The 19,947-nt window shown below is 44.6% G+C and carries 15 protein-coding genes; 7 read left to right on the top strand and 8 right to left on the bottom strand.

From position 1 onward, the window contains the following. Positions 1-46: 46 nt before the first annotated feature. Positions 47-2,206 (top strand): sensor domain-containing diguanylate cyclase, encoded by a 2,160-nt coding sequence (locus tag EXA13_RS03985; RefSeq protein ID WP_238131999.1) that lies wholly within the window; start codon positions 47-49, stop codon positions 2,204-2,206. Here EXA13_RS03985 and EXA13_RS03980 read toward each other — a convergent pair. From EXA13_RS03980 to EXA13_RS03950, 7 genes are all read right to left on the bottom strand, one after another. Beyond that, on the bottom strand, positions 2,191-2,895 hold the full coding sequence (locus tag EXA13_RS03980; protein WP_238132186.1) for an SIMPL domain-containing protein: 705 nt from the start codon (positions 2,893-2,895) through the stop codon (positions 2,191-2,193). The two genes, EXA13_RS03985 and EXA13_RS03980, sit on opposite strands and share 16 nt — an antisense overlap. A gap of 64 nt (positions 2,896-2,959) precedes the next feature. Then, a complete protein-coding gene (locus EXA13_RS03975) occupies positions 2,960-4,606 on the bottom strand; it encodes a BatD family protein (RefSeq protein WP_238131998.1) in 1,647 nt (548 codons plus the stop codon). Continuing rightward, positions 4,606-6,438, bottom strand: a complete 1,833-nt coding sequence (locus tag EXA13_RS03970) for a VWA domain-containing protein (RefSeq protein ID WP_238131997.1) — start codon at positions 6,436-6,438, stop codon at positions 4,606-4,608. Before EXA13_RS03970 ends, EXA13_RS03975 begins: the two co-directional genes overlap by 1 nt. Beyond that, on the bottom strand, positions 6,431-7,399 hold the full coding sequence (locus tag EXA13_RS03965; protein WP_238131996.1) for a vWA domain-containing protein: 969 nt from the start codon (positions 7,397-7,399) through the stop codon (positions 6,431-6,433). Before EXA13_RS03965 ends, EXA13_RS03970 begins: the two co-directional genes overlap by 8 nt. Then, positions 7,386-7,871, bottom strand: a complete 486-nt coding sequence (locus tag EXA13_RS03960; protein ID WP_238131995.1) for a DUF4381 domain-containing protein — start codon at positions 7,869-7,871, stop codon at positions 7,386-7,388. Before EXA13_RS03960 ends, EXA13_RS03965 begins: the two co-directional genes overlap by 14 nt. Before the next feature lie 4 nt (positions 7,872-7,875). Continuing rightward, positions 7,876-8,805 (bottom strand): DUF58 domain-containing protein, encoded by a 930-nt coding sequence (locus EXA13_RS03955; RefSeq protein WP_238131994.1) that lies wholly within the window; start codon positions 8,803-8,805, stop codon positions 7,876-7,878. Positions 8,806-8,814: 9 nt separating this feature from the next. Next, complete coding sequence (locus tag EXA13_RS03950) at positions 8,815-9,771, bottom strand: AAA family ATPase (protein WP_238131993.1); 957 nt, start codon at positions 9,769-9,771, stop codon at positions 8,815-8,817. Positions 9,772-10,108: 337 nt separating this feature from the next. On the opposite strand from EXA13_RS03950, the gene EXA13_RS03945 reads away from it, so the two are divergent. The 5 genes from EXA13_RS03945 (at position 10,109) to EXA13_RS03925 (ending at position 16,859) form a co-directional block, all read left to right on the top strand. Beyond that, complete coding sequence (locus EXA13_RS03945; protein ID WP_238131992.1) at positions 10,109-12,022, top strand: methyl-accepting chemotaxis protein; 1,914 nt, start codon at positions 10,109-10,111, stop codon at positions 12,020-12,022. Positions 12,023-12,128: 106 nt separating this feature from the next. Next, entirely contained in the window at positions 12,129-12,329 is a 201-nt protein-coding gene (locus EXA13_RS03940) for a restriction endonuclease subunit S (RefSeq protein WP_238131991.1), read from the top strand. 364 nt (positions 12,330-12,693) lie between these two features. Then, the gene (locus EXA13_RS03935; protein WP_238131990.1) at positions 12,694-14,052 is read left to right on the top strand and encodes an alpha-amylase family glycosyl hydrolase; all 1,359 of its coding nucleotides are present in this window, start codon (positions 12,694-12,696) and stop codon (positions 14,050-14,052) included. Positions 14,053-14,559: 507 nt separating this feature from the next. After that, positions 14,560-15,789: a peptidase T gene (gene pepT, locus EXA13_RS03930; RefSeq protein WP_238131989.1), complete on the top strand. Its 1,230-nt coding sequence runs from the start codon at positions 14,560-14,562 to the stop codon at positions 15,787-15,789. Positions 15,790-15,992: 203 nt separating this feature from the next. Further along, the gene (locus tag EXA13_RS03925) at positions 15,993-16,859 is read left to right on the top strand and encodes a mechanosensitive ion channel family protein (RefSeq protein WP_238131988.1); all 867 of its coding nucleotides are present in this window, start codon (positions 15,993-15,995) and stop codon (positions 16,857-16,859) included. A 36-nt stretch (positions 16,860-16,895) separates the two neighbouring features. On the opposite strand, the gene norR is transcribed toward EXA13_RS03925, so the two are convergent. Continuing rightward, on the bottom strand, positions 16,896-18,455 hold the full coding sequence (gene norR, locus EXA13_RS03920) for a nitric oxide reductase transcriptional regulator NorR (RefSeq protein WP_430794465.1): 1,560 nt from the start codon (positions 18,453-18,455) through the stop codon (positions 16,896-16,898). Between the two features lie 258 nt (positions 18,456-18,713). On the opposite strand from norR, the gene hmpA reads away from it, so the two are divergent. Beyond that, entirely contained in the window at positions 18,714-19,919 is a 1,206-nt protein-coding gene (gene hmpA, locus EXA13_RS03915) for an NO-inducible flavohemoprotein (RefSeq protein ID WP_238131986.1), read from the top strand. The last annotated feature ends 28 nt before the right edge of the window (positions 19,920-19,947 follow it).

Below are 19,947 nucleotides of genomic sequence, written 5' to 3'. Positions count from 1 at the left end.
GAATTCTCTAGTTTTAATTTAAGATAATTGGATTTAGGCGCTTGTTATGCTTTCTCGAACGCTCTCTAAACCGCTTTCGGCTTGTCGAAACTACCGCATGCTGACCGATGTCATGTTTCCCTTTTTACAACAACTGCTCTTGCCTCAGGCCATGGTGGTTTTTTATGCCCCCAGTACGGCTTCTCAGCCGGAATGTTTATTTAAATCTGGTCAGCCTTTTGAGTTAACGCAGTATCCTGATGCTTTTTGGACTTGGGCTGCACAATTTGACTCATCAGATTCACTGATTCCCTTTGCCACCAATACCTGTCAATGGAATTACCAAGAGGTCATCGCGGAAGAAGCCTATTTATTGACGTTAGATAATCACAATGGGCGGCGATTGTACCTTGTCTTGGAAGGGGTTGAGGAGTCGCATGTGGCTCAGATGATGGCGGCAGGAGAGCTAGAAAGCTTGCACTTACTGGCTGCGCGTTGGCAGTGTATTCGGGCTGAAACGGATGCTGCAACCGAGTTTAAACTTCGTGATCGGCGAGAAGCCAAGTATCGAGATGAAATCACTTCACGGGAAGAGTTTATCGACAATATGAAGCGGGTTCATCAGCTTGCGATTACGTTATCGAATCCAGAAGACTTAGATTCCCTGCATCGAGCCTCGGTTGAGGCCGTAAGAGATAAACTGGGGTTTGACCGAGTGGCTTTTTTCTTATTGGATATGAAAAAACGTTGCTTTAATGGCACTTATGGCACGAATGAACAAGGGCTGACCATTAGTGAACATCATCGCCAATATGATTTACACCAACTAGAAGCACAATATCTTGAAGCGATTGCCGATGAGCATTCGACACTCGTTATTATCGAAGATGCGCCTCTCTACACGGATGGCGAAGTGGTTGGGCAGGGTTGGAATGGGATGTTATTGCTTCGAGATGGGGAAGAGGTATTCGGCTGGTTAGCCATGGATAATTTTCTGCATCGTCAACCCATCGGTGACTATCAAAAACAGATGCTCGAATCCTTTGCCTCTTTACTGGCCCAAATTTACCTGCGTAAGCGGCAAGAGCAAAACATGCGTATGTTACATGCCAGTATGGTTGAATTATCACGTTGTTTAACGGTCAGTGATGTATGTAAAACCGCGGTGGCTTTTGCTATTAAGCGGATGGGGATTGACCGGATGGCGGTGTTCTTAACCGATGAAACATGCCGGACACTACAAGGAACGTGGGGAACGGATATTCAGGGTAATATTGTTGATGAAGGGTATTTTCGTACATCGACAGTGGATAATGACATTGTATTACTCGCCAAAGCATCCCCAAATGAAGTGGTGTTTAAAGAATCGGCCCCTATTTATCACGACAGTCATATTGTGGGTTTTGGCTGGACGGCAATGACGATGTTAACGGATAACGATGTGCCGCTTGCGTTTATTTCTGTCGATAATTTGATTCGGCGCTGTTCTCTCACGCCTCAGCTAAGAGAGGTCATTCGTATGTTTGCCTCGAATCTGACGGAAGTTTTAATGCGTGCGAAAGCGCAGCAGGCCATTAACGAGTTAAATGCGAACCTTGAGCGAGAAATCTACAACCGCACTCGAGAGTTACAAAAAGCGAATGAGAAATTGGAACGATTAGCGAAAATGGACCCTTTAACACGGTTGGGTAATCGGCGAATGTTGACGCATTTGCTGGAGCAGATTTGTGAGCAGTATGACCCCCAACCGATCGATTATGGCGTTATTTTACTGGATATTGACCACTTTGGTTTATTTAACAACCACTACGGCCATTTAGAAGGCGATATCGTGCTGATGCGTATCGGCAAGATTTTAAGCCAACATACTCAGTTAGAAGGAGAGCAGTTTTGCCGAATCGGAGGGGAAGAATTTGTACTGCTTCTGGTGGGGCACAGTGCTGACAAGGTTCAGGCATTGGCAGAAAGCATTCGCGCGGCCGTTGAGCAGGAAAATATTCCACACTGTGCAAGCCCTGATACACAATGGTTAACGATTTCAGTCGGGTATTGTGTTGCCAACTTTCCTGCTAGCGAGATTCAATTTGAACGTATGTACGCTCAAGCAGATAAAGCGCTCTATCAAGCGAAGCACCAAGGTCGTAATCGTGTGGTGGGCGGAGTATTTGGTATTACACAAAACCTTGGTACTTCTCATCGACCAAAGCCTCATCAATCTGACAGGTAGTATTCTACAGTCGAGACTACCCGAATTTTTTTGATGTAAGGTGTGTTGTTATCTCTATCGACAATGGAAAATTGTCCTTGTGATGCTTGTTTAATTTTACCCAGTTGGCTTTGTGAATCTTTAGCGAACTTAAGAGCGACTTCACGAGCTTGTTTGGTGGCTTCTTCAATCATGTCGGGTTTGATATCATTTAACCGTGAGAAGAAGTATTCGACTCGGTTACTATAACCGTCTTGATTAAACACAATACCTTGTTTGCCTAATTGACCAAGTTGGCTAATTGCTTGCCGAACAAGCTCAACTTGACTGCTATAGACGGTTAAGGTTTGTGTGGCAAGATAACGAAATTCTACTTGTGTATCGCCACCATATTGTTGAGCTTTTTTATCAATAACAGCGGGAGATGAGAAAGAAATTGCGCTTTTTTCAATCCCTTGTTTAGCGAGAAAATCGACCACTCGTTGGCTTTGTTGCTCTAGTGTTGTAAAGAGTGTCGGTAAATCATTATCGGCTAAAGTAAATTGAATAGGCCAGATGACCGTATCAGCCGCGACTTCGCGCTCTGATAACCCTTTTACGGTCACAACACGTTCATATTCTTTAAATTTCATGGCTGTTTTTTGGACGAAAAACCCCAGTATGCCTAGCCCGATGACTAAACTCAGACCTAATACCCAAGCCATGGGCATTAGAGTGTGCTGACGATCTGTAGACATGATTTTTTCCTTATTTGATTCCCATTACGGTATGGGTTTATAGCTTAGCTAAGGGATGATTTCGTTGATTCTGCCGTTTGGATTGTTGCTGGTGAATCTGAGAAATCCATTGTTTTAATTCATCAAGGTTGGCGCTACTTTGCACATTCGCCGAATAAAGTTGCGCATTGAATTGATTCAGTGCTTGCTCAAGCTGTCTTCTCTCGTCTTGATTTAGATCTAAGGTCTCCATCCATATTTTTACCGCGTGGCTGATTGCAATACCATCTTGCTGCTCTAATGCGTGTTGTAATTGCTGCCATCGAGAGCATGGTGGTGGCGTAGTACGGCTTTCATCTATTGCGCTTGTGACTGAGGTTCGTTGCCGCCATGCAAGGAGAGCGGTGATTAGCCATAGTAGAGCAAAAAATAGGGTTAAGTAAGGCCACCAACCCGCATCTTTGATGATTTCTACAGAATGGGCCGAAGATGAGGTTACATTCGTAGCTAAAGGCGTAGCTTCTTCGTTTTCATTCTCGGCAATAATTAACGTTAAATCGGACGTTTGGGAAACTTGCTGCTGTTTTGTTTTGGTATTCCACCAATTGAGACTCATTTTGGGTAATGAAACTTCTCCGCTGCGACGTGGAATTAAGACGTGTTTGACCGTCATCACCGTCTCCCCATTATCTTGGGTGGTTATTTGTGGTTTTTCTTCATATACACGGATGGCTTCTGGATAAGAGAGGGTTAATTTAGGCAGCTGCTCTGGGCTTAATCCCGCTACTTGTAGTGTAATTTCCCGACTGATGGCTTCACCCACTTTAATGGAATAAGGCGAATGAGTAATAGGTGAACCTTGGCTGTCTTGCCACTGTTCCGTTAATGTTAATTGAGACGTAGGGAGCCAAGCTCCTTGATAGTCAGTGGGTTTGTCTTCAACTGTAATCGAATAGGTTTTTGGGGTGGTTGTAAAAGGAATAATTCGAGTTCCGTTATCATAGCGATGATTGTAGATTAACGAACCTTGAAACTTAGCTTCTGTTAAGTGAAATTGCCCCGCTTTTTCTGCTGTGAGGCGAAAGTCTTGTTCTAACACCGTCACTTCCACCCCATCTATCACCGTTTGGTATTGCTTGGCTTCACTTACAGGAGTGAGTGTCATTCCCTCAACCGAGGGTGGCGTCAGTTGAGGGTTTTGTAGCCGGCGCACATCGGTTTTGATAAGCAATCGGATATGCAGTTGGGTACTTTCTTGTGGGTAAAGGGTATTCCGGGACAGGGTGCTGTGCATTTCAATCAGTTGTTCGGTATTGGGTGCTTGCTCATCAGCGGTGACCTGAATAGCAATCGGTTGAGTTTTTTGGCCATCCAGCTCAAAGCTTGGAATTGTTATAATTCCCAGTCGATTGGCTGCGAGCGAAAGAGTCCATTCACTGCGCTGACTGCGCTCTCCATTTACGATATTGACTGAAGAAGCAAAACTTGGGCGGCTGGTAAAAAAATCGTTTTCCAGTGTGTGAAAATCAATCGCATCCGGTTTGGAGGGACGATCACTGATAATTCGCAGTTGAAACACCTCATTTTTTACCACTTTATTTTTGCTAACCGTAGCGGATAAGGTTGAAGCATGAGCAGAAAGGCTCAACGTGCTAAGTAATAGCATGAGCCAAGGAAAGCGTCGGAATTGCAACAATGTGATCATTACCACTTTTTACCTTCTGTTGATGGAGTGGGTTTACTTTTTGCCTGTAAATAAAGTTGAGCGCGCAGCAAGCGACTGGGATCGCGGGCACTTTCTACTTGTTCTAGTTTGCGCATCTGCGAGTCGGCTTCTTGGCTGCTATTTTCACTAAGCTCCAACTGAGACGCGCTACGTTCGGCATCACTTTGGGCGAGGCTATTTGGTTTGTTTTCTGCCTCTTCATCATTTTCCGCTTCATTGGGTTGATCCGTATTCGTTTTCTCACTTGATAGATCTGGAGGGGGTGAATTCTTGCTCTCTGTCGGAGAAGTGTTAGGCTGAGAATTTTTTTGATTGGCTTCATTCTCTTGATTATCAAAAGAGGAAGAAGATCCTTGACCTTGCTCTGCCTCTGACGAAGACTTTTGTTGCTGTTGCTGTTGCTGTTGCTGTTGCTGTTGCTGTTGCTGTTGCTGTTGCTGTTGCTGTTGCTGTTGCTGTTGCTGTTGCTGTTTGAGCGCCTGCTCAACCTCAGCAAGGTTATGCTGAGCATCTTGATGATTTGGGTTGCTTTGGAGGATTTCTTGGTAGCGTTTTTTCGCCTTTTCCAACTGCCCGGCTTGAGCGTAAGCATTCGCAAGATTGTATTGTGTATGCTCGTCGGGGGTCGGGATTTTTGCCCAACTATCAATAGCGCCTTGATAATCTCCGGCTTGGTAACGCGCCGCTCCTTGCCACTCTGGTGAGGTAAAGAGCTTCGCTGCTGATTCATAATTGCCTTGCTGATAAGCTCGCCATGCCTGCTGATCTTGATTTAACCAAGCGGAGGCGTGAGCGGGATCTGGCGTTGTGAGCGCGCCTATACAAACTATGAGAGTAAATAGAACACCGCGCCGAAACAGTAAAAGGGTTGGGATAATCAATAACCCTATTAGCCAGTAACCATGGTTGATGGCATCAGTAATAAGGGGAGTTTCCGCTTGCTGTTCAATATCGGTTGCTGAGGCATGAGTGAGACGAAGAATGGTTTGAACATCTTGGTCATCATTGCGATAAGCCACAAAATGGCCTTTCACTTGTGAGGCAAGTTTTTGCATCGTGAGAAAATCAGTTTTCGCAATCACAGTGTGTTGCTGTTCATCTTTTAATAAGGTGCCGTCACTTAATGTGATGGGGGAGCCATTTGCACTACCTATTCCCCAGAGAGTAAATCGCCATGGCGTTCCATCGAGTAGGGTTTGGATTGATTGGCTTTCTTGCATCGACAGATCATCTGCGACCAGAATAATTTCTCCCGAGGCTAAGTTAGCTTGTTTGAGCATGTCTATGGCAAGCTGGACGCCTGCGGCAGCATTTGCACCGGGAAAGGGCATAATGTCCGGAGATAAATTAGGTAGTAGATTAGCAATGGTTGCCGTGTCTGTGGTTAAAGGGCTAATGCTATAGGCATCCCCTGCATAAGCCACCAATCCAGTATTGCCTTCTTGCCAGCCTGAAAGTAAGTCTAATACCTTGTAACGTGCTTGAGAGAGTCGGTTAGGTTTCAGATCTCTGGCATAAAGCGACAATGACATATCCATCACGACAACCCGCGCTGTGCTATTGGTATAGCTTGGTCTGGGCTGTTTTTCAAAACTGGGTCCGGCCAAAGCGAGTGTAGCGACGAGCCAACAGAAACTGACCCCTGTGAACCAAAGATGTTGATGTTTTTTATGGGTAAGCCCTAATGCTTGTGCGAGGTGAGGAGCCACCAAGGATTGGTGGTGGGGGCGATAAAACAACCAACCTAATAACCCAGCTAAAGGCAGTAAGGCCCACAACCAAGCGGGGGAGAGAAACATAAAATCAGCCATGATGTCTCCTCAAGATCATTAACACCACTGAAAGTAGTAGAGCAGCAGTAAGTGGGTAGCAAAACCATTCACTTTGTGGACGCCAAGTTTGGGTCGCTTGACTTAGGGGTTCTAACTGGTTGATGGTGTCATAAATACTCTGTAGCTCTTGTTGGTTACGGGCACGAAAGTATTTCCCGCCAGTTAACTGCGCAATTTCTTGTAAGGTTTTTTCATCTAGATCCTCCGCAGTATTAACGCGACGAGTCATCAGAAAATCTCTCACTACCATTTCACCCGCGCCCACACCGATGGTGTAGATCGTTGTGCCATAGTGTTTTGCAATTTTGGCGGCTTCAATCGGACTAAGTACACCCGCATTATTGCTGCCATCACTGAGTAGTATCATGACTCGTTGCGGCGCATCACTGTCAATAAAAGTTTTTGTGGCAAGTCCAATACCATCGCCTATTGCGGTTTGAGTCCCGATTAACCGTAATACCGCTTGGTTTAATTGCTGTGTAATTGTGGTGCGATCTAATGTCAGTGGTGTTTGTAAGTAAGCATGGTCAGCAAAAAAGATCAGCCCTAACCGATCCCCTTGACGCTTTGTAATAAAGTCACTGAGTACCTGTTTGACTGCCGTGAGGCGATCTACATATTGGTCTCCTAACTTCATATCTTGTTGATTCATGGAGTAGGAGAGATCAACAACCAGCATCACATCTCGCTGCTGGGTCGTAAGTGAAATGGGCTCTCCATACCAAACAGGGCGAGCCACCGCAGTGATAAGACATAACCAAATTGAGGTGGCTAAACCTTTTATCCACCATTGATGCGGCCTAACAAGATGGTTGGCTGGTGGCAGGTAGGAGAGGGGAATCGCGGCTTGTTGCGGGAGCGGCGATACAAAACGATAGACCACAACAGGCAGTGGAAGCAGTAAGAAGCACCACCACCATAAAAACTCAATGTTTGCCAAGGTTCCTTAAACTCCTCTTCTTCGGTGGCAATGCTTCATGTATCCATAGTTGGCAGTCACTGATTAGCTGCTCTGGATGAGTAACGGGATTTTTTTGATACAAAGCTTGCTGCCACAAGGTGAGATTGGGCACAAAGCGTGACTGACCCAGTTGATTATCTAAAAAGGTGTACCATTCATGCCCTGTTAGGTGTGCAATATGGTCACGAGGGTAGTAGCACAGAGCCGCTTGCCTGAGTAGCTCCATGGCATCAGATGGGGTCTGATAGCCCTTGGTTTGGCTAAGTAACCGAATGGCGGTTTTTTTGGGAGCGAGACGTTTTCGTTTCCAGAGCGCCAGACAAAGCATGCATATGGTGACGGTGAGAACGGCAGCAAGACAGGCCCACCATCCCCAAGCTAAAGGCCACCAAGAAGGTAGCTCTGGGAGGTGGAGTGCATTGAGATGTAAAGTCGCTGATGGTTCCTGCATCGATTTAACGTCCAGATAATTGTTGCAACAAAGGTCGATCACACGAGAGTGAACGGTAGTCTATTGCCAGAGATTGGCTCAATGATTTTAGTTTTACTTTCTGAGATTCAAAGGCTTTTTTGATGCTTAACCGTGTACTATTTGCTGAAAAGTTGAGCCAGCGCGTTTGTTGGTTATTCTTTACTCGCTCAATACCGCGAAAATGGGTTATTCCTTGATCCAGAGGATCGATGATATGCACCATGCGAACTCGATTATGGCGGCTGAGTTGATTAAACAGAGGCGTTGATTCTTCATCATAACGAACAAAATCACTGATTAAGATGATTTCACTCCCTTTGGGACAGAGACGGTTAAGTGCCAGTAGCCCTGTTTGCATGGACGTTAACGGGACGGATACTTGTGTAAGCGCTTGTTGTTGTGCTTTGACTAAATGCGCCATGATCTGCAATACCCCTTTGTGTCGAGCGGTCGGTTTTAGCTCAAGTTGTTGGTGACCGAGGTCAATAATTGCGCCGATACGGTCATGTTGGGCAACAGCAAGCCAACTGAGTAAGCTTGCCATATGTGCCGCTAACACAGATTTAAATAGCAGTGTCGAGCCAAATTGCATCGACGTACTCAAATCTACATACAAAATAACGGGTTTTTCTCTTTCTTCACAAAAGAGTTTGGTATGCGGTTTTCCCGTTCTGGCGGTGACCCGCCAATCAATGGTTCGAATATCGTCTCCCGGCTGGTATTGACGTACTTCGGCAAAGTCCATTCCTCGTCCAAGTTGTCTACTTTGGTGGTGTCCTAAAAGTTGAGACCATAAACTCTTGGCAGGCGGTAACCACTTTAGCGCATGTTGCTGATAAGGTAATAACTCTTCAAGACAAAGATGAACGCCATCTGCATGGGCGGGAAGAGGTAAACGGAACGAATTTGTCATTGCAATGCCTTAGGCGCTGCCAACCAAAGAGAGAAGATGAGCAATGACCTGATTTGGATGGATCCCTTCAGCCTGAGCTTGATACGAGAGTAACAACCGGTGGCGTAATACTGGGAATACCATGGCTTGAACATCTTCAGGGCTTACAAAATCACGGCCATTAAGCCAAGCGTGTGCACGGGCGCAGCGATCTAAGGCTATAGTTGCCCGAGGGCTGACACCCAACTCAATCCACTGTGCTAGCTGGGGATCGTACTCTTGAGGTTGACGAGTCGCCATGACTAACCGAATCAGATAATGTTCAATGGATTCGGCCATGTGAATATTGAGAACCTCTTGCCGAGCCTGAAAAATATCTGATTGAGTTACTACGGGTGGTGGCTCAGGGGCTTGCCCCTGAGCTTCTCCGCGATTAAGGCGCAGAATGGCCAGCTCATGTTCAGCATCCGGGTAATCGACATCAAGGTGGAGTAGAAAACGATCTAATTGAGCCTCGGGTAGTGGGTACGTTCCTTCTTGCTCAATTGGGTTTTGGGTGGCCATGACCAAAAATAGATCCGGTAAGCGATAGGTTTTCCTTCCGGCGGTAATTTGTTTTTCTGCCATGGCTTCCAGCATCGCCGCCTGAACTTTGGCGGGCGCGCGGTTAATTTCATCGGCTAATACTAAGGAATGAAAAATTGGCCCAGCTTGGAAGGTGAACTCCCCGGTTTCTGGTCGGAAAATATCGGTACCTGTTAAATCGGCGGGAAGTAGATCAGGAGTAAATTGAATCCGGTGAAACTCTCCCTCAATACATTCAGCTAGGCATTTTACGGCTCGGGTTTTTGCAAGCCCTGGTGGCCCTTCAACAAGGATGTGTCCATCTGCAAGCAGAGCAATGAGCAACTGCTGCACCAGTGAGTGTTGACCAATGACCTGTTGGTTTAAATACGTTTGTAGTGATTGAAAAGTAGATAATTGCATCTAACCCGACTCCCGATTGGTAATTCAGCCATTGGTCATTGTATTAACCGAAAAGTTCCGGCGAATAAATGGGAAAGGCAGATTTTCTGTTTGATTGCTCATCATTTATACGATTTTGTTTTATCTGCACTCTCTTTCGTGATGAATCGCCACCGTAATGCATTCATTTGTGAAATGAGTGTTGAGCGTTCAACCTTTTATGACATGAATATATTTTATTAGAGAGTTCTCACCAAATCTTGAACAATTTCGTGAGCTTTGCTTGAACTGTGCTAAATACTATAAGAAGTAATATGCGCAGTTTGACATATGTCGACATAGCCACTGAGAGGAATCTATGTTTAAAAGATTAAGAATGACCCCAAGGCTGATTATTGTATTTAGCCTTCCATTAACCCTTTGTTTACTGGTAGCGGCTTGGATGGTGATTAACCAGGTCAGTTCTCGAGTGGTGAAATTGGGCGAAACATCAGTAAGTCGCACCGCTCAAAATAGCTCAGAGATGATTAGCAGTTGGGTAGAGGCCCGGATGGCGGTGGTGCGTTCGTTAGCACAAACGGAAACCTTGGCATCGGGAGATACGCAAGCCATTTTTAGCTACGTAAAACATTTTGGCAAGAAAATGAGTCCTGAATTTGAAGTGATGTTTTTTGTTGATCTTAAAGGGGATGCGTATCACCACAATGGTGTGATTGCCAGCCGAGCAAACCGAGGGTATTTTCAACAATTAGTGGTGCAGAAAACCCAGTCTTCCTTAGTGAGTGACCCCCTTTATTCGGGCACCTCCGGCAATGCAATTATTGTTTTGGCACAGGCGGTAAAGAACCATCAGGGAGAGGTGATCGGTCTGCTGGCTGCAACGGTGACACTCAATACACTTACTCAGTTGGTGGATAATGTATCAACAGATGATGCGGTGGCGTGGTTGGTAGACTCGCGTGGTATTTATGTGGCCCATCCTAGCGAAGAAAAGCGCTTAAAAGATAAGGCCACAGAATCGAGTGATACCGATTATGTCCAAATGAGTAAAAAGATGGTTGATGGACAAGCGGGGATTACGGATCTTTATTTAGAGAACAACCAACATTATATGGTGGCTTATCATCCCGTAGCGAATACACCGGGTTGGTCGCTAGCGGTTGCCCAGCCATATGAGAAGATCATGTCTACCGCTCATGAATTAACGGTGAGTTTATTACTGGCCTTTGTGGTGACAATCATCATACTCATAGGCATTGTTTTATTGGTTGCCAACATGATTGTAAAACCTGTTAATGAAACGCGGGAAGCGTTAGAGCAAATTGCCGCAGGAGATGGTGACTTAACTCAGCGGTTGAATGAAGGTCGATACGATGAATTTGGCGATCTTGCCCGTAGTTTTAATGCTTTTGTTGGCGGAGTACACAGTTTAGTAAAACAAGTGGCTGAGGCCTCAATTCAGTTGGGGGCAGCAGCAGAAGAATTAGCGGTATCGAGTCGAGAAGCTAATGATCAGGTTCAGCAGCAACGCCATGAAACCGATCAAGTGGCAACGGCCATGACGGAAATGGCGACAACGGTCAACCAAGTGGCGGAAAATGCCGCTAATGCGGCTCAGGCTGCGGATCAATCCAGCCGATTTGCACAGGAAGGGGAAGCTGTTGTGACCAATACCACCAATGAAGTGCTTGTTTTAGCGAAAGAAGTGCAAACTGCGGTGAATGTGATTGGAAAATTGCAGCATGATGCTGACTCCATTGGCAAGGTATTAGAGGTCATTCGAAGCATTGCCGAGCAAACCAATTTATTAGCACTGAATGCGGCGATTGAAGCCGCACGAGCGGGTGAACATGGACGCGGATTTGCTGTTGTGGCCGATGAAGTTCGTACTCTTGCCACTCGAACGCAAAGCTCGACAGAAGAAATTCGAGACATTATTGAAAAATTACAAATGGCCTCGAAAGAAGCATCACAGGTGATGGATGGCGGCTATCGTAAAGCCAGTGAAGTGGTGCAGTGGGCGGAAGAAGCGTCAGAGAAACTGCGCGATATCACGAAAGGCATTTTCACTATCAATGATATGAATATTCAAATTGCCACAGCAACGGAGCAGCAATCTATCGTAGCGGATGATGTAAACCAAACCTTAAACCGTATCAGCAGTGGAGTGGAACAGTTATCTAATGGTTCAATGCATATTGCTGCCGCCAGTGACGAATTGGCTCGTTTGGCAACCGATCTACAAAATAGAGTTGGCCGATTTAAAGTGTAATCATTCGGGTCGGGTTTGATAACATGGTGGAACATCTTAAGCGCTAGAATAGTGGTGGCGAGTTGGGTACACTTCTCGCCAGCATGAACAATATTAGGTAAGTACTATGAACGACTTTGAAAAAGAACTGGAAATGATGGCCCAAGAAATGGACGAGCAACCGGAAGTTGCCCTTCCTAGCCTAGATGAGCAAAAAGCGGTCGTTGCTGAACTTAAAAAATTAGAAGCTGAAGGCAAACTAACCCCTGAAGTGTTAGAAGCGCATTTTGGAAAATTTTTCGCTCAATCAGAAACCCCTATCCACTAAGGTTAGAGCCACATAAAGCAATGGGCATGCTATTGTGCCTATTGCTTGATTTTTGGGTTCATCCTTGAATGCCAAAAATGCGCCTTTCTTCCCTGCGTAATCCTCCTTTTTATTCAATGGCTTTACTTAGCACTTTTTAAAGATGAACTCGTCACGAGCAATGAGCCCCCTCTTTGGGTGGTGGGCATGATATTCTTGGCTCTACGCCCCAGTTCTCCACCATGAATAATCGACCTTAGGGGGATTGCCCTTTTAGGGGACGACTTATAATCATCATCAATATTAGGAATGGGTTTTAGTAAGCTGCATTCAATTTTTGTGGTTTCCTTTTTTTCGCTTGCTAGACAGAGCAGGAGTATTCGTCATGATTCGTTCTAAGCCGACTGATGTCATTTTACACGCATTTGACTGGCCGTATTCACAAGTGACAGAACACGCGCAGGCTATTTTTGAAGCCGGTTATAAAGCCGTACTGGTTTCTCCACCAATGAAATCTTATCGACAAGATAAAGGCACGCCGTGGTGGCAGCGCTACCAACCGCAAGACTATCGAGTGATTGATAACCAATTAGGGGATACTGAATCTTTCCAAACCATGGTTAGTACGTTGCAACAGTTTGATTTATGGGTGTATGCCGATGTGGTGTTTAACCATATGGCTAATGAGTCTTCCATTCGTTTAGACTTACAGTATCCAAGCGAAAAAGATCAGTTAACTTATCGCCAACGTGAAGATTATTATCAAAAACAACGTTTGTTTGGTGATTTATCTCAACCCTTATTTACTGAAGATGATTTTGTTGAAGCCTTCGGAATTCAAGACTGGCAGGATAAGTGGCAAGTACAAAATGGCCGTATCTCTGGGGGGCCCCATGACTCAGGCTTGCCAACGTTGCGGGTTAATGCACATGTTATTGAGCAGCAACAAGCTTATCTGAAGGCGCTTAAAGCAATGGGCGTCAAAGGGTTTCGCATTGATGCCGCGAAACACATGAGTATTGAGCACCTTAAACAGGTATGGACGGAAGCAATTACTCATGATGTCCATATTTTTGGTGAAATTATTACCGACGGTGGTGCAACCAAAGCCGAATATCAATTATTTTTAGAGCCTTACTTGGCAGAAACGCGTTTAGGCGCTTATGACTTTCCTTTATTTCAAACCGTTTATAACGCATTACAGCCTAAAGGGAGCTTAAAGCGTTTGATTGATCCGTATTGCTTCGGTGAGGCCTTATCTAAAGATCGGGCAATCACGTTTGCCATCACCCATGATATTCCCAATAATGATGTGTTTGTGGATCTTGTGATGTCCGCGGAGAATGAAGCGCTAGCCTACAGCTATATTTTAGGTCGAGATGGTGGTGTTCCACTGATTTATTCTGATTTAAACCCCAGTGATTTTCGTGATTCAGAAGGCGATCCTCGTTGGCAGAATGCGTGGTGTGCGCCGAATATTCTAGCGGGAATTGCTTTTCATAACCAAATGCATGGCTTGCCGATGACAACGGTTGAGGCGAGTGATGATCTTCTGGTCTTTAGCCGTGGTGATAAAGGTGTGGTTATTATCAATAAATCCTCTCGGGCGCAGCAAGTGGATCTGAGATGGGCTGATACGCTCTGTGATTTGTACCGCGGAGATTTTTTCCCAAGTTCTCAAGGTAAAGTCACGATTCATACTCCTGCGAAAAGCAGCCGGATGTTATCGGTCTTCTCTGGGTAATTCATTATCAGGGTGCTCAACAATGCCGTTGAGCACCCTGATTTTGATTAAAGATAAAAAAATGCCTCAAGGACCTGAACTCAGATCGCAAGAGGCAAGACGTCGTTAGTGATAATAATTAAATCGAGAGAGTCCAAGTAGAGCGACTATTGGAATCGCATAGCAATAAATGTAGTTATTTCCCGACGAAGTGCCAAATCAGTAAGAGAAAAATGGCATGTTTTTATATTGTTTTGTGATCTTCACTCCAACTCACATGGCTCCCTTGTTTCATTTTCTGAAACCTTATTTTGTTCGTCTTAGCCAGCGGATACATAAGTTAATCCACTAAAAACTGATTTATAGCAAGTTATCCTCAGCATAAATACGTACTATAAATTTCAATTAGCTGCGTATATACCCAAATCACTTTAGTGTATCTATGGCGATGTTTTTAAGGTCGTTTGGGTATGGCGTTTTTTCAGTTGAATCTTTTCGACTACGTTTTATCGATAGTGAGTGCTTGCTATGAATAACCTTGTTGAGCGTTTTTTGCGCTACGTTACCTATGATACTCAATCAAAACCTAAGAATGCTCACTGCCCCAGCTCAACAGGGCAAAGAGTCTTTGGCAAGCTACTTTATGATGAATTGTTGGCTCTTGGGCTGAGCGACGTGAGTTTAGATGAACATGGTTATGTCATGGCGAAGCTGAAATCCAATGTTGATTATCCCGTTCCTGCGATTGGCTTTATTTCACATATGGATACTGCACCAGATGCCTCAGGTAAGCATGTTAAGCCTCAAATTGTTGAAAATTATCAAGGTGGAGACATTGCGTTAGGGAAAGGCGATGAGATTTTATCACCGATTCAATACCCAGAATTGCATCAGCTACATGGTTGTAACTTGATTACGACGGATGGAAATACCTTACTTGGGGCGGATAATAAAGCAGGGATTGCGGAAATTATCACCGCAGTAGAACTGCTAATGGCAACCCCTTCTATTCCGCATGGTGATATTTGTCTTGCTTTTACACCTGACGAGGAAATTGGTCGTGGAGCTGATCACTTTGATGTGGAGAAATTTGCCGCACAGTGGGCCTATACCATTGATGGTGGTCCTGTGGGTGAGTTGGAATTTGAAAATTTCCATGCGGCGAATGCACAAGTGATTTTCCATGGAGTGAATGTTCATCCTGGGACAGCGAAAGATAAAATGGTCAACTCGATGTATCTTGCTGCACAATTCATTCAAATGATGCCCGCTCAAGAAACCCCTGAACACACCGATGGTTACCAAGGTTTTTACCATCTTAAATCCGCAAAGATGGGGGTCGCTCTCTCTCAACTAGACTACCTGATTCGTGATTTTGATGTTACTGAGTTCTCGACCCGTAAGGCGTGGATGCAGCAGAAAGTTGCGGAGCTCAATAGCCAGCTAAGTAGAGGGCGTGTCGAGATAGAAATTGTTGATAATTACGCTAATATGAAGGAAAAAATCGCAGAACATCCGCATATTATTGAGTTGGCAAAATCAGCGATGCAGGCGTGTGATATTGAGCCAATTATCAAGCCTATTCGTGGTGGAACGGATGGTGCAAGGTTATCTTTTATGGGGTTACCTTGCCCCAATATTTTTACTGGTGGATATAATTTCCATGGTATTCATGAGTTCATTACGATTGAAGGTATGGAACAAGCGGTACATGTCATCATGAAACTGGCTGAAAAAACAGCCCGTCAATACGCCTAATCATCGTTTTTACTGTGCCAAGGCAACTTGGCACAGTTATCCTTCCTTAGCGTCACAAATCCGGTATTTATGCTGGTATCAAAGCCTCATCTTGTTACTATAATCAAGCAAATAGAGTGAAGTGAATGGTGTCGTGTTTCCCTCGCCATGATAACGATGAAGCATGAAAGTCAGAGCTTAAGTGTGATTGATAGGATGAAAGAATGGAAAACGTCAATGTTATTGTCGATTATCTGCTGACGAATAAGCTCGTATTAACCTTATTGGTATTATCGGTGATCATGCTGCTTAAACGGATCGCTTTAGCACAGATAAGAGGGGATGTATCCTTTTTGAGTGAAGAGCAGCGTAAGTGGATGTCTCGCGCCAAAAATGGGGCTTTCGCTGCGAGTCTATTAATTCTGTTTTTACTTTGGAAATCAGAGATTAGCCAGTTTGCTTTATCGGTAACGGCCATCGCTATTGCGATTGTGGTTGCTTCTAAAGAAATTATTCTCTGTTTCACCGGGTCTATCCAACGAGCCAGTTCTCGCTCTTTTCGAATGGGAGATTGGATCGAAGTTGGCAAAGTGTGTGGGGAAGTTATTGAACACAACATGATGGCAACGGTGATTCAAGAAATAGACTTACAGCATGGTCAGTATCATTACACAGGGAAAACTGCAACCCTACCCAATAGCCTGTTTTTTACCCATCCAGTCAAGAATCTGAATTTTATGAAACGCTATGTATTTCATAATTTTAGTATTGTTGTGCCGAGGTTTGTTAACTTGTATCCGTTATTACCGATTATGCATGAGCGAATGGATGCACATTTCACCCATTTTATTGATGTTGCCCGCCGTTATAACAGCATGATAGAAAAACACGCAGGGGTCGATTTACCCAGTGCAGAGCCTCATATTGAAATTACCAGTGCTCCTGCGGGTGAACAAATTGTCCACTTTATGATTTTTTGCCCAACGGAGAAAGCGAACCATTTAGAACAGCTTATTCGGCAAGATTTTATGCAAGAATATGAGAAAGCTTTTGCGCCTAACTCCGAGGTTGAACCCGTGATTGAGGTGTGACGGATATGCCCCAAGCAAGATTTGCTTGGGGCATCATTAGTTCTTTTGCTGAATGGTGTGTGTTTTCGTGACGTTAAGCCCTAAACGTTTTGCCAGCCGAGTTAAATTGGCTCGGTCGATTTGCAGCAAGCGCCCCGCCTTTGCCCAATTAAATTCGGTCACTATGAGTGCTTCACTGATTAAACGTCGCTGAAAGTCATCAGTCGCTTCACGCAGCCCTTGTTCTGAGTAGAGTAAAGAAGCTGGGGATTCCGCATGTAGCACAGGTGAGGCCGTTTCAGGCAGTGCTTCATCCAGCGGACCAATGTCTTCGCTGGTGACGGTGATAACAGATTGCGCTGTTTGTTTCGCTCGAGCTTTAAGAGCGGCTCGGTTAATGACATGTTCTAACTCTCGAACGTTGCCGGGCCAAGAATAGTAAATTAAATGGCTAAGGGCTTCTTGATGTATTTTGAGTTGAACAATACCCAGTTTACGCCTCGCTTGCTCAAGAAAATACCCAGCGAGTAATGTTACATCGCCAATGCGTTCTCGAAGAGGTGGTACATAAATAGGATAGACACTTAATCGATGGTAGAGATCGGCTCGAAAGCGACCCGCTTCCACTTCTTGTTTCAGATCTCGGTTGGTTGCGGCAAGAATGCGGACATTGATGGTTTGTACCTGATCTTGCCCAACGGGTTGGATTTCATTATTTTGGAGCGCCCGTAAAATCTTACTCTGCGCTGCGAGTGGCAGTTCGCCTATTTCATCTAAAAATAGGGTGCCTCCATCAGCAAGAGCAAACTTACCCATTCGTTGGCGATCTGCGCCAGTGAAAGCCCCTTTTACATGGCCAAACAGTTCACTTTCTACCAAGTTTTCAGGAATCGCAGCACAGTTCACATAAATAATAGGTTGACGTTTTCTTGGAGAAAGATGATGAATGGTTCGAGCAACCAGTTCTTTGCCAACGCCAGTTTCTCCGTGAATCAAGATCGTAAAGTCAGACGGTGCAACGACATCAATATCCGCTTTCATTGTCTGCATGGCCTCACTACTACCAATGATTTCACCGCCATCACGTTCCCACACCCCTTCATTTAAAGCTTCTAAACGCTGTTGGCTTTGCTTGGCTTGTGTTTCCAGTTGGGAAAAAGTGAGGGCCATTTTAAGAGTGGAAGCTGCGATAGCCGCGAGGACTTCTAAGCTACGCAGAGGGATATTATCGAAAATATTGGGCGTTAAGCTGTCTAATGTGAGAACACCAAGTAATTTATCGCTAAAGATTAAAGGTAACCCCATACAGGCATGCATGGGAAGATCATCATCATGATCCATCAATAAGCCGTCAAAAGGATCGGGAAGTTCGCAATCCGCATCAAAGCGAACTGGGCTTGTTGAATGGCAAATCCTTTCTAAGCGGGGATGATCACTGATAGAGAATCGTCGGCCTAATGTATCTCTTGTGAGCCCTTGCATAGCAAGGGGAACAAGAGTTTCGCCTTGTAAAGACATGAGTACAACACAATCGCACTGAATCGTTTTACGAATCGCATCTAATAGACGATGAAAACGATCTTGATCATTTAATCCACTGGCAAGGCCAATAGTCATATCCACCAGTGTGGAAACAGAAAAATCTTGCATAAGCCACTCAAAAAGAGAATTTTAGATATTCTAGAGTCATATTGACTTTATTTAAAGGGTTGATTTGACATGAATTAAAACAAAATATTTATTTTTTATTTATAAAACATATGGTTATTAATTGGCATTAAAACTGCTATATGTCCCACAACAGTATCATTATTTTATAGAGTGGCGCTAAAGTCATCGAATAATCACAATCCAGATTTGAGGAGAATTGGATTTATGCTCAACAACCATACCATTGCTATTATTAAAAGTACCATTCCATTGTTAGAGTCTGCTGGCCCTGCATTGACTCAACATTTTTATCAACGGATGTTTACGCATAACCCTGAGTTAAAAGATATTTTCAATATGACGCATCAACAGAGTGGGCGACAAAGTGTTGCTTTATTCGAAGCGGTGGCGGCCTATGCAAAGAATATTGATAACTTAGAGGTATTGACTGCGGCGGTTGAACGTATCGCTCATAAACATACCAGCTTTAATATCCAGGCGGATCATTACCAAATTGTAGGGCATCACCTTATCGAAACCTTAAGAGAGCTAGTTCCTGATGCTTTTACAGCGGAAGTGGAAGAAGCATGGACGGCCGCTTATCTATTTCTCGCCCAAATTTTTATTGATAGAGAAGGAGAGCTGTATTTACAACGTAAGCAAGCTGTCGGGGGCTGGGCTGATGCGCGAGAATTTATTGTGACGGATAAGCATCCTGAATCACTCTATGTTACCAGTTTTGTTCTAACCCCCAAAGATGGTCAACCTGTATTGGATTATCAGCCGGGACAATACATTGGTGTAGAAGTGAAACCAGATGGTCATCGTTATCAGGAAATTCGCCAGTACTCTTTATCTCAAGCGGCTAACGGGAAAGATTATCGCATCTCAGTCAAACGTGAAGGGGCGAGTCACGATCACGCAGGCATCGTGTCACATTATCTGCACGACCATGTACAAGTTGGGGACAGCATTTCTGTGTATGCGCCCGCTGGCGATTTTTATTATGTTGAGCGTCAACGCCCTGTGGTCTTAATTTCTGCTGGGGTGGGCGCTACGCCAATGCAAGCCATGCTGAATACGTTATCAAAGCAAGAAAAAGATAAGGTGACGTATTTATACGCTTGTCACTCCCGTCAGCAACATACTTTTCTTGATGAAACAGCCTCATTAATTGCAGTTCAAAAAGCTAAAGGGAAGCTGTGGCAGCAACATGTATGGTATTTGGAAGGGGCAGAAGAAAACGTAAACTTAGGGCAGATGACCCTTTCATTGCTTGAATTACCATTCGATGATGGCGATTTCTATCTATGTGGTCCATTAGGCTTTATGGAAAGTATCGTTAAGCAATTAATGGCGTTAGGTGTGTCTAGTGAACGTATTCATTATGAAGTGTTTGGCCCTCATGCCGAGTTAAACCACTATTGTTAGTTTGCCCCTCTAGCCATATTGGTTTGGG

Source organism: Vibrio cincinnatiensis, from assembly GCF_022113815.1.
In the GTDB taxonomy this organism is placed as follows: domain Bacteria; phylum Pseudomonadota; class Gammaproteobacteria; order Enterobacterales; family Vibrionaceae; genus Vibrio; species Vibrio cincinnatiensis_A.
Note: the sequence above shows the minus strand (reverse complement) of the source record. Positions and strands in the feature narration are given on the sequence as shown.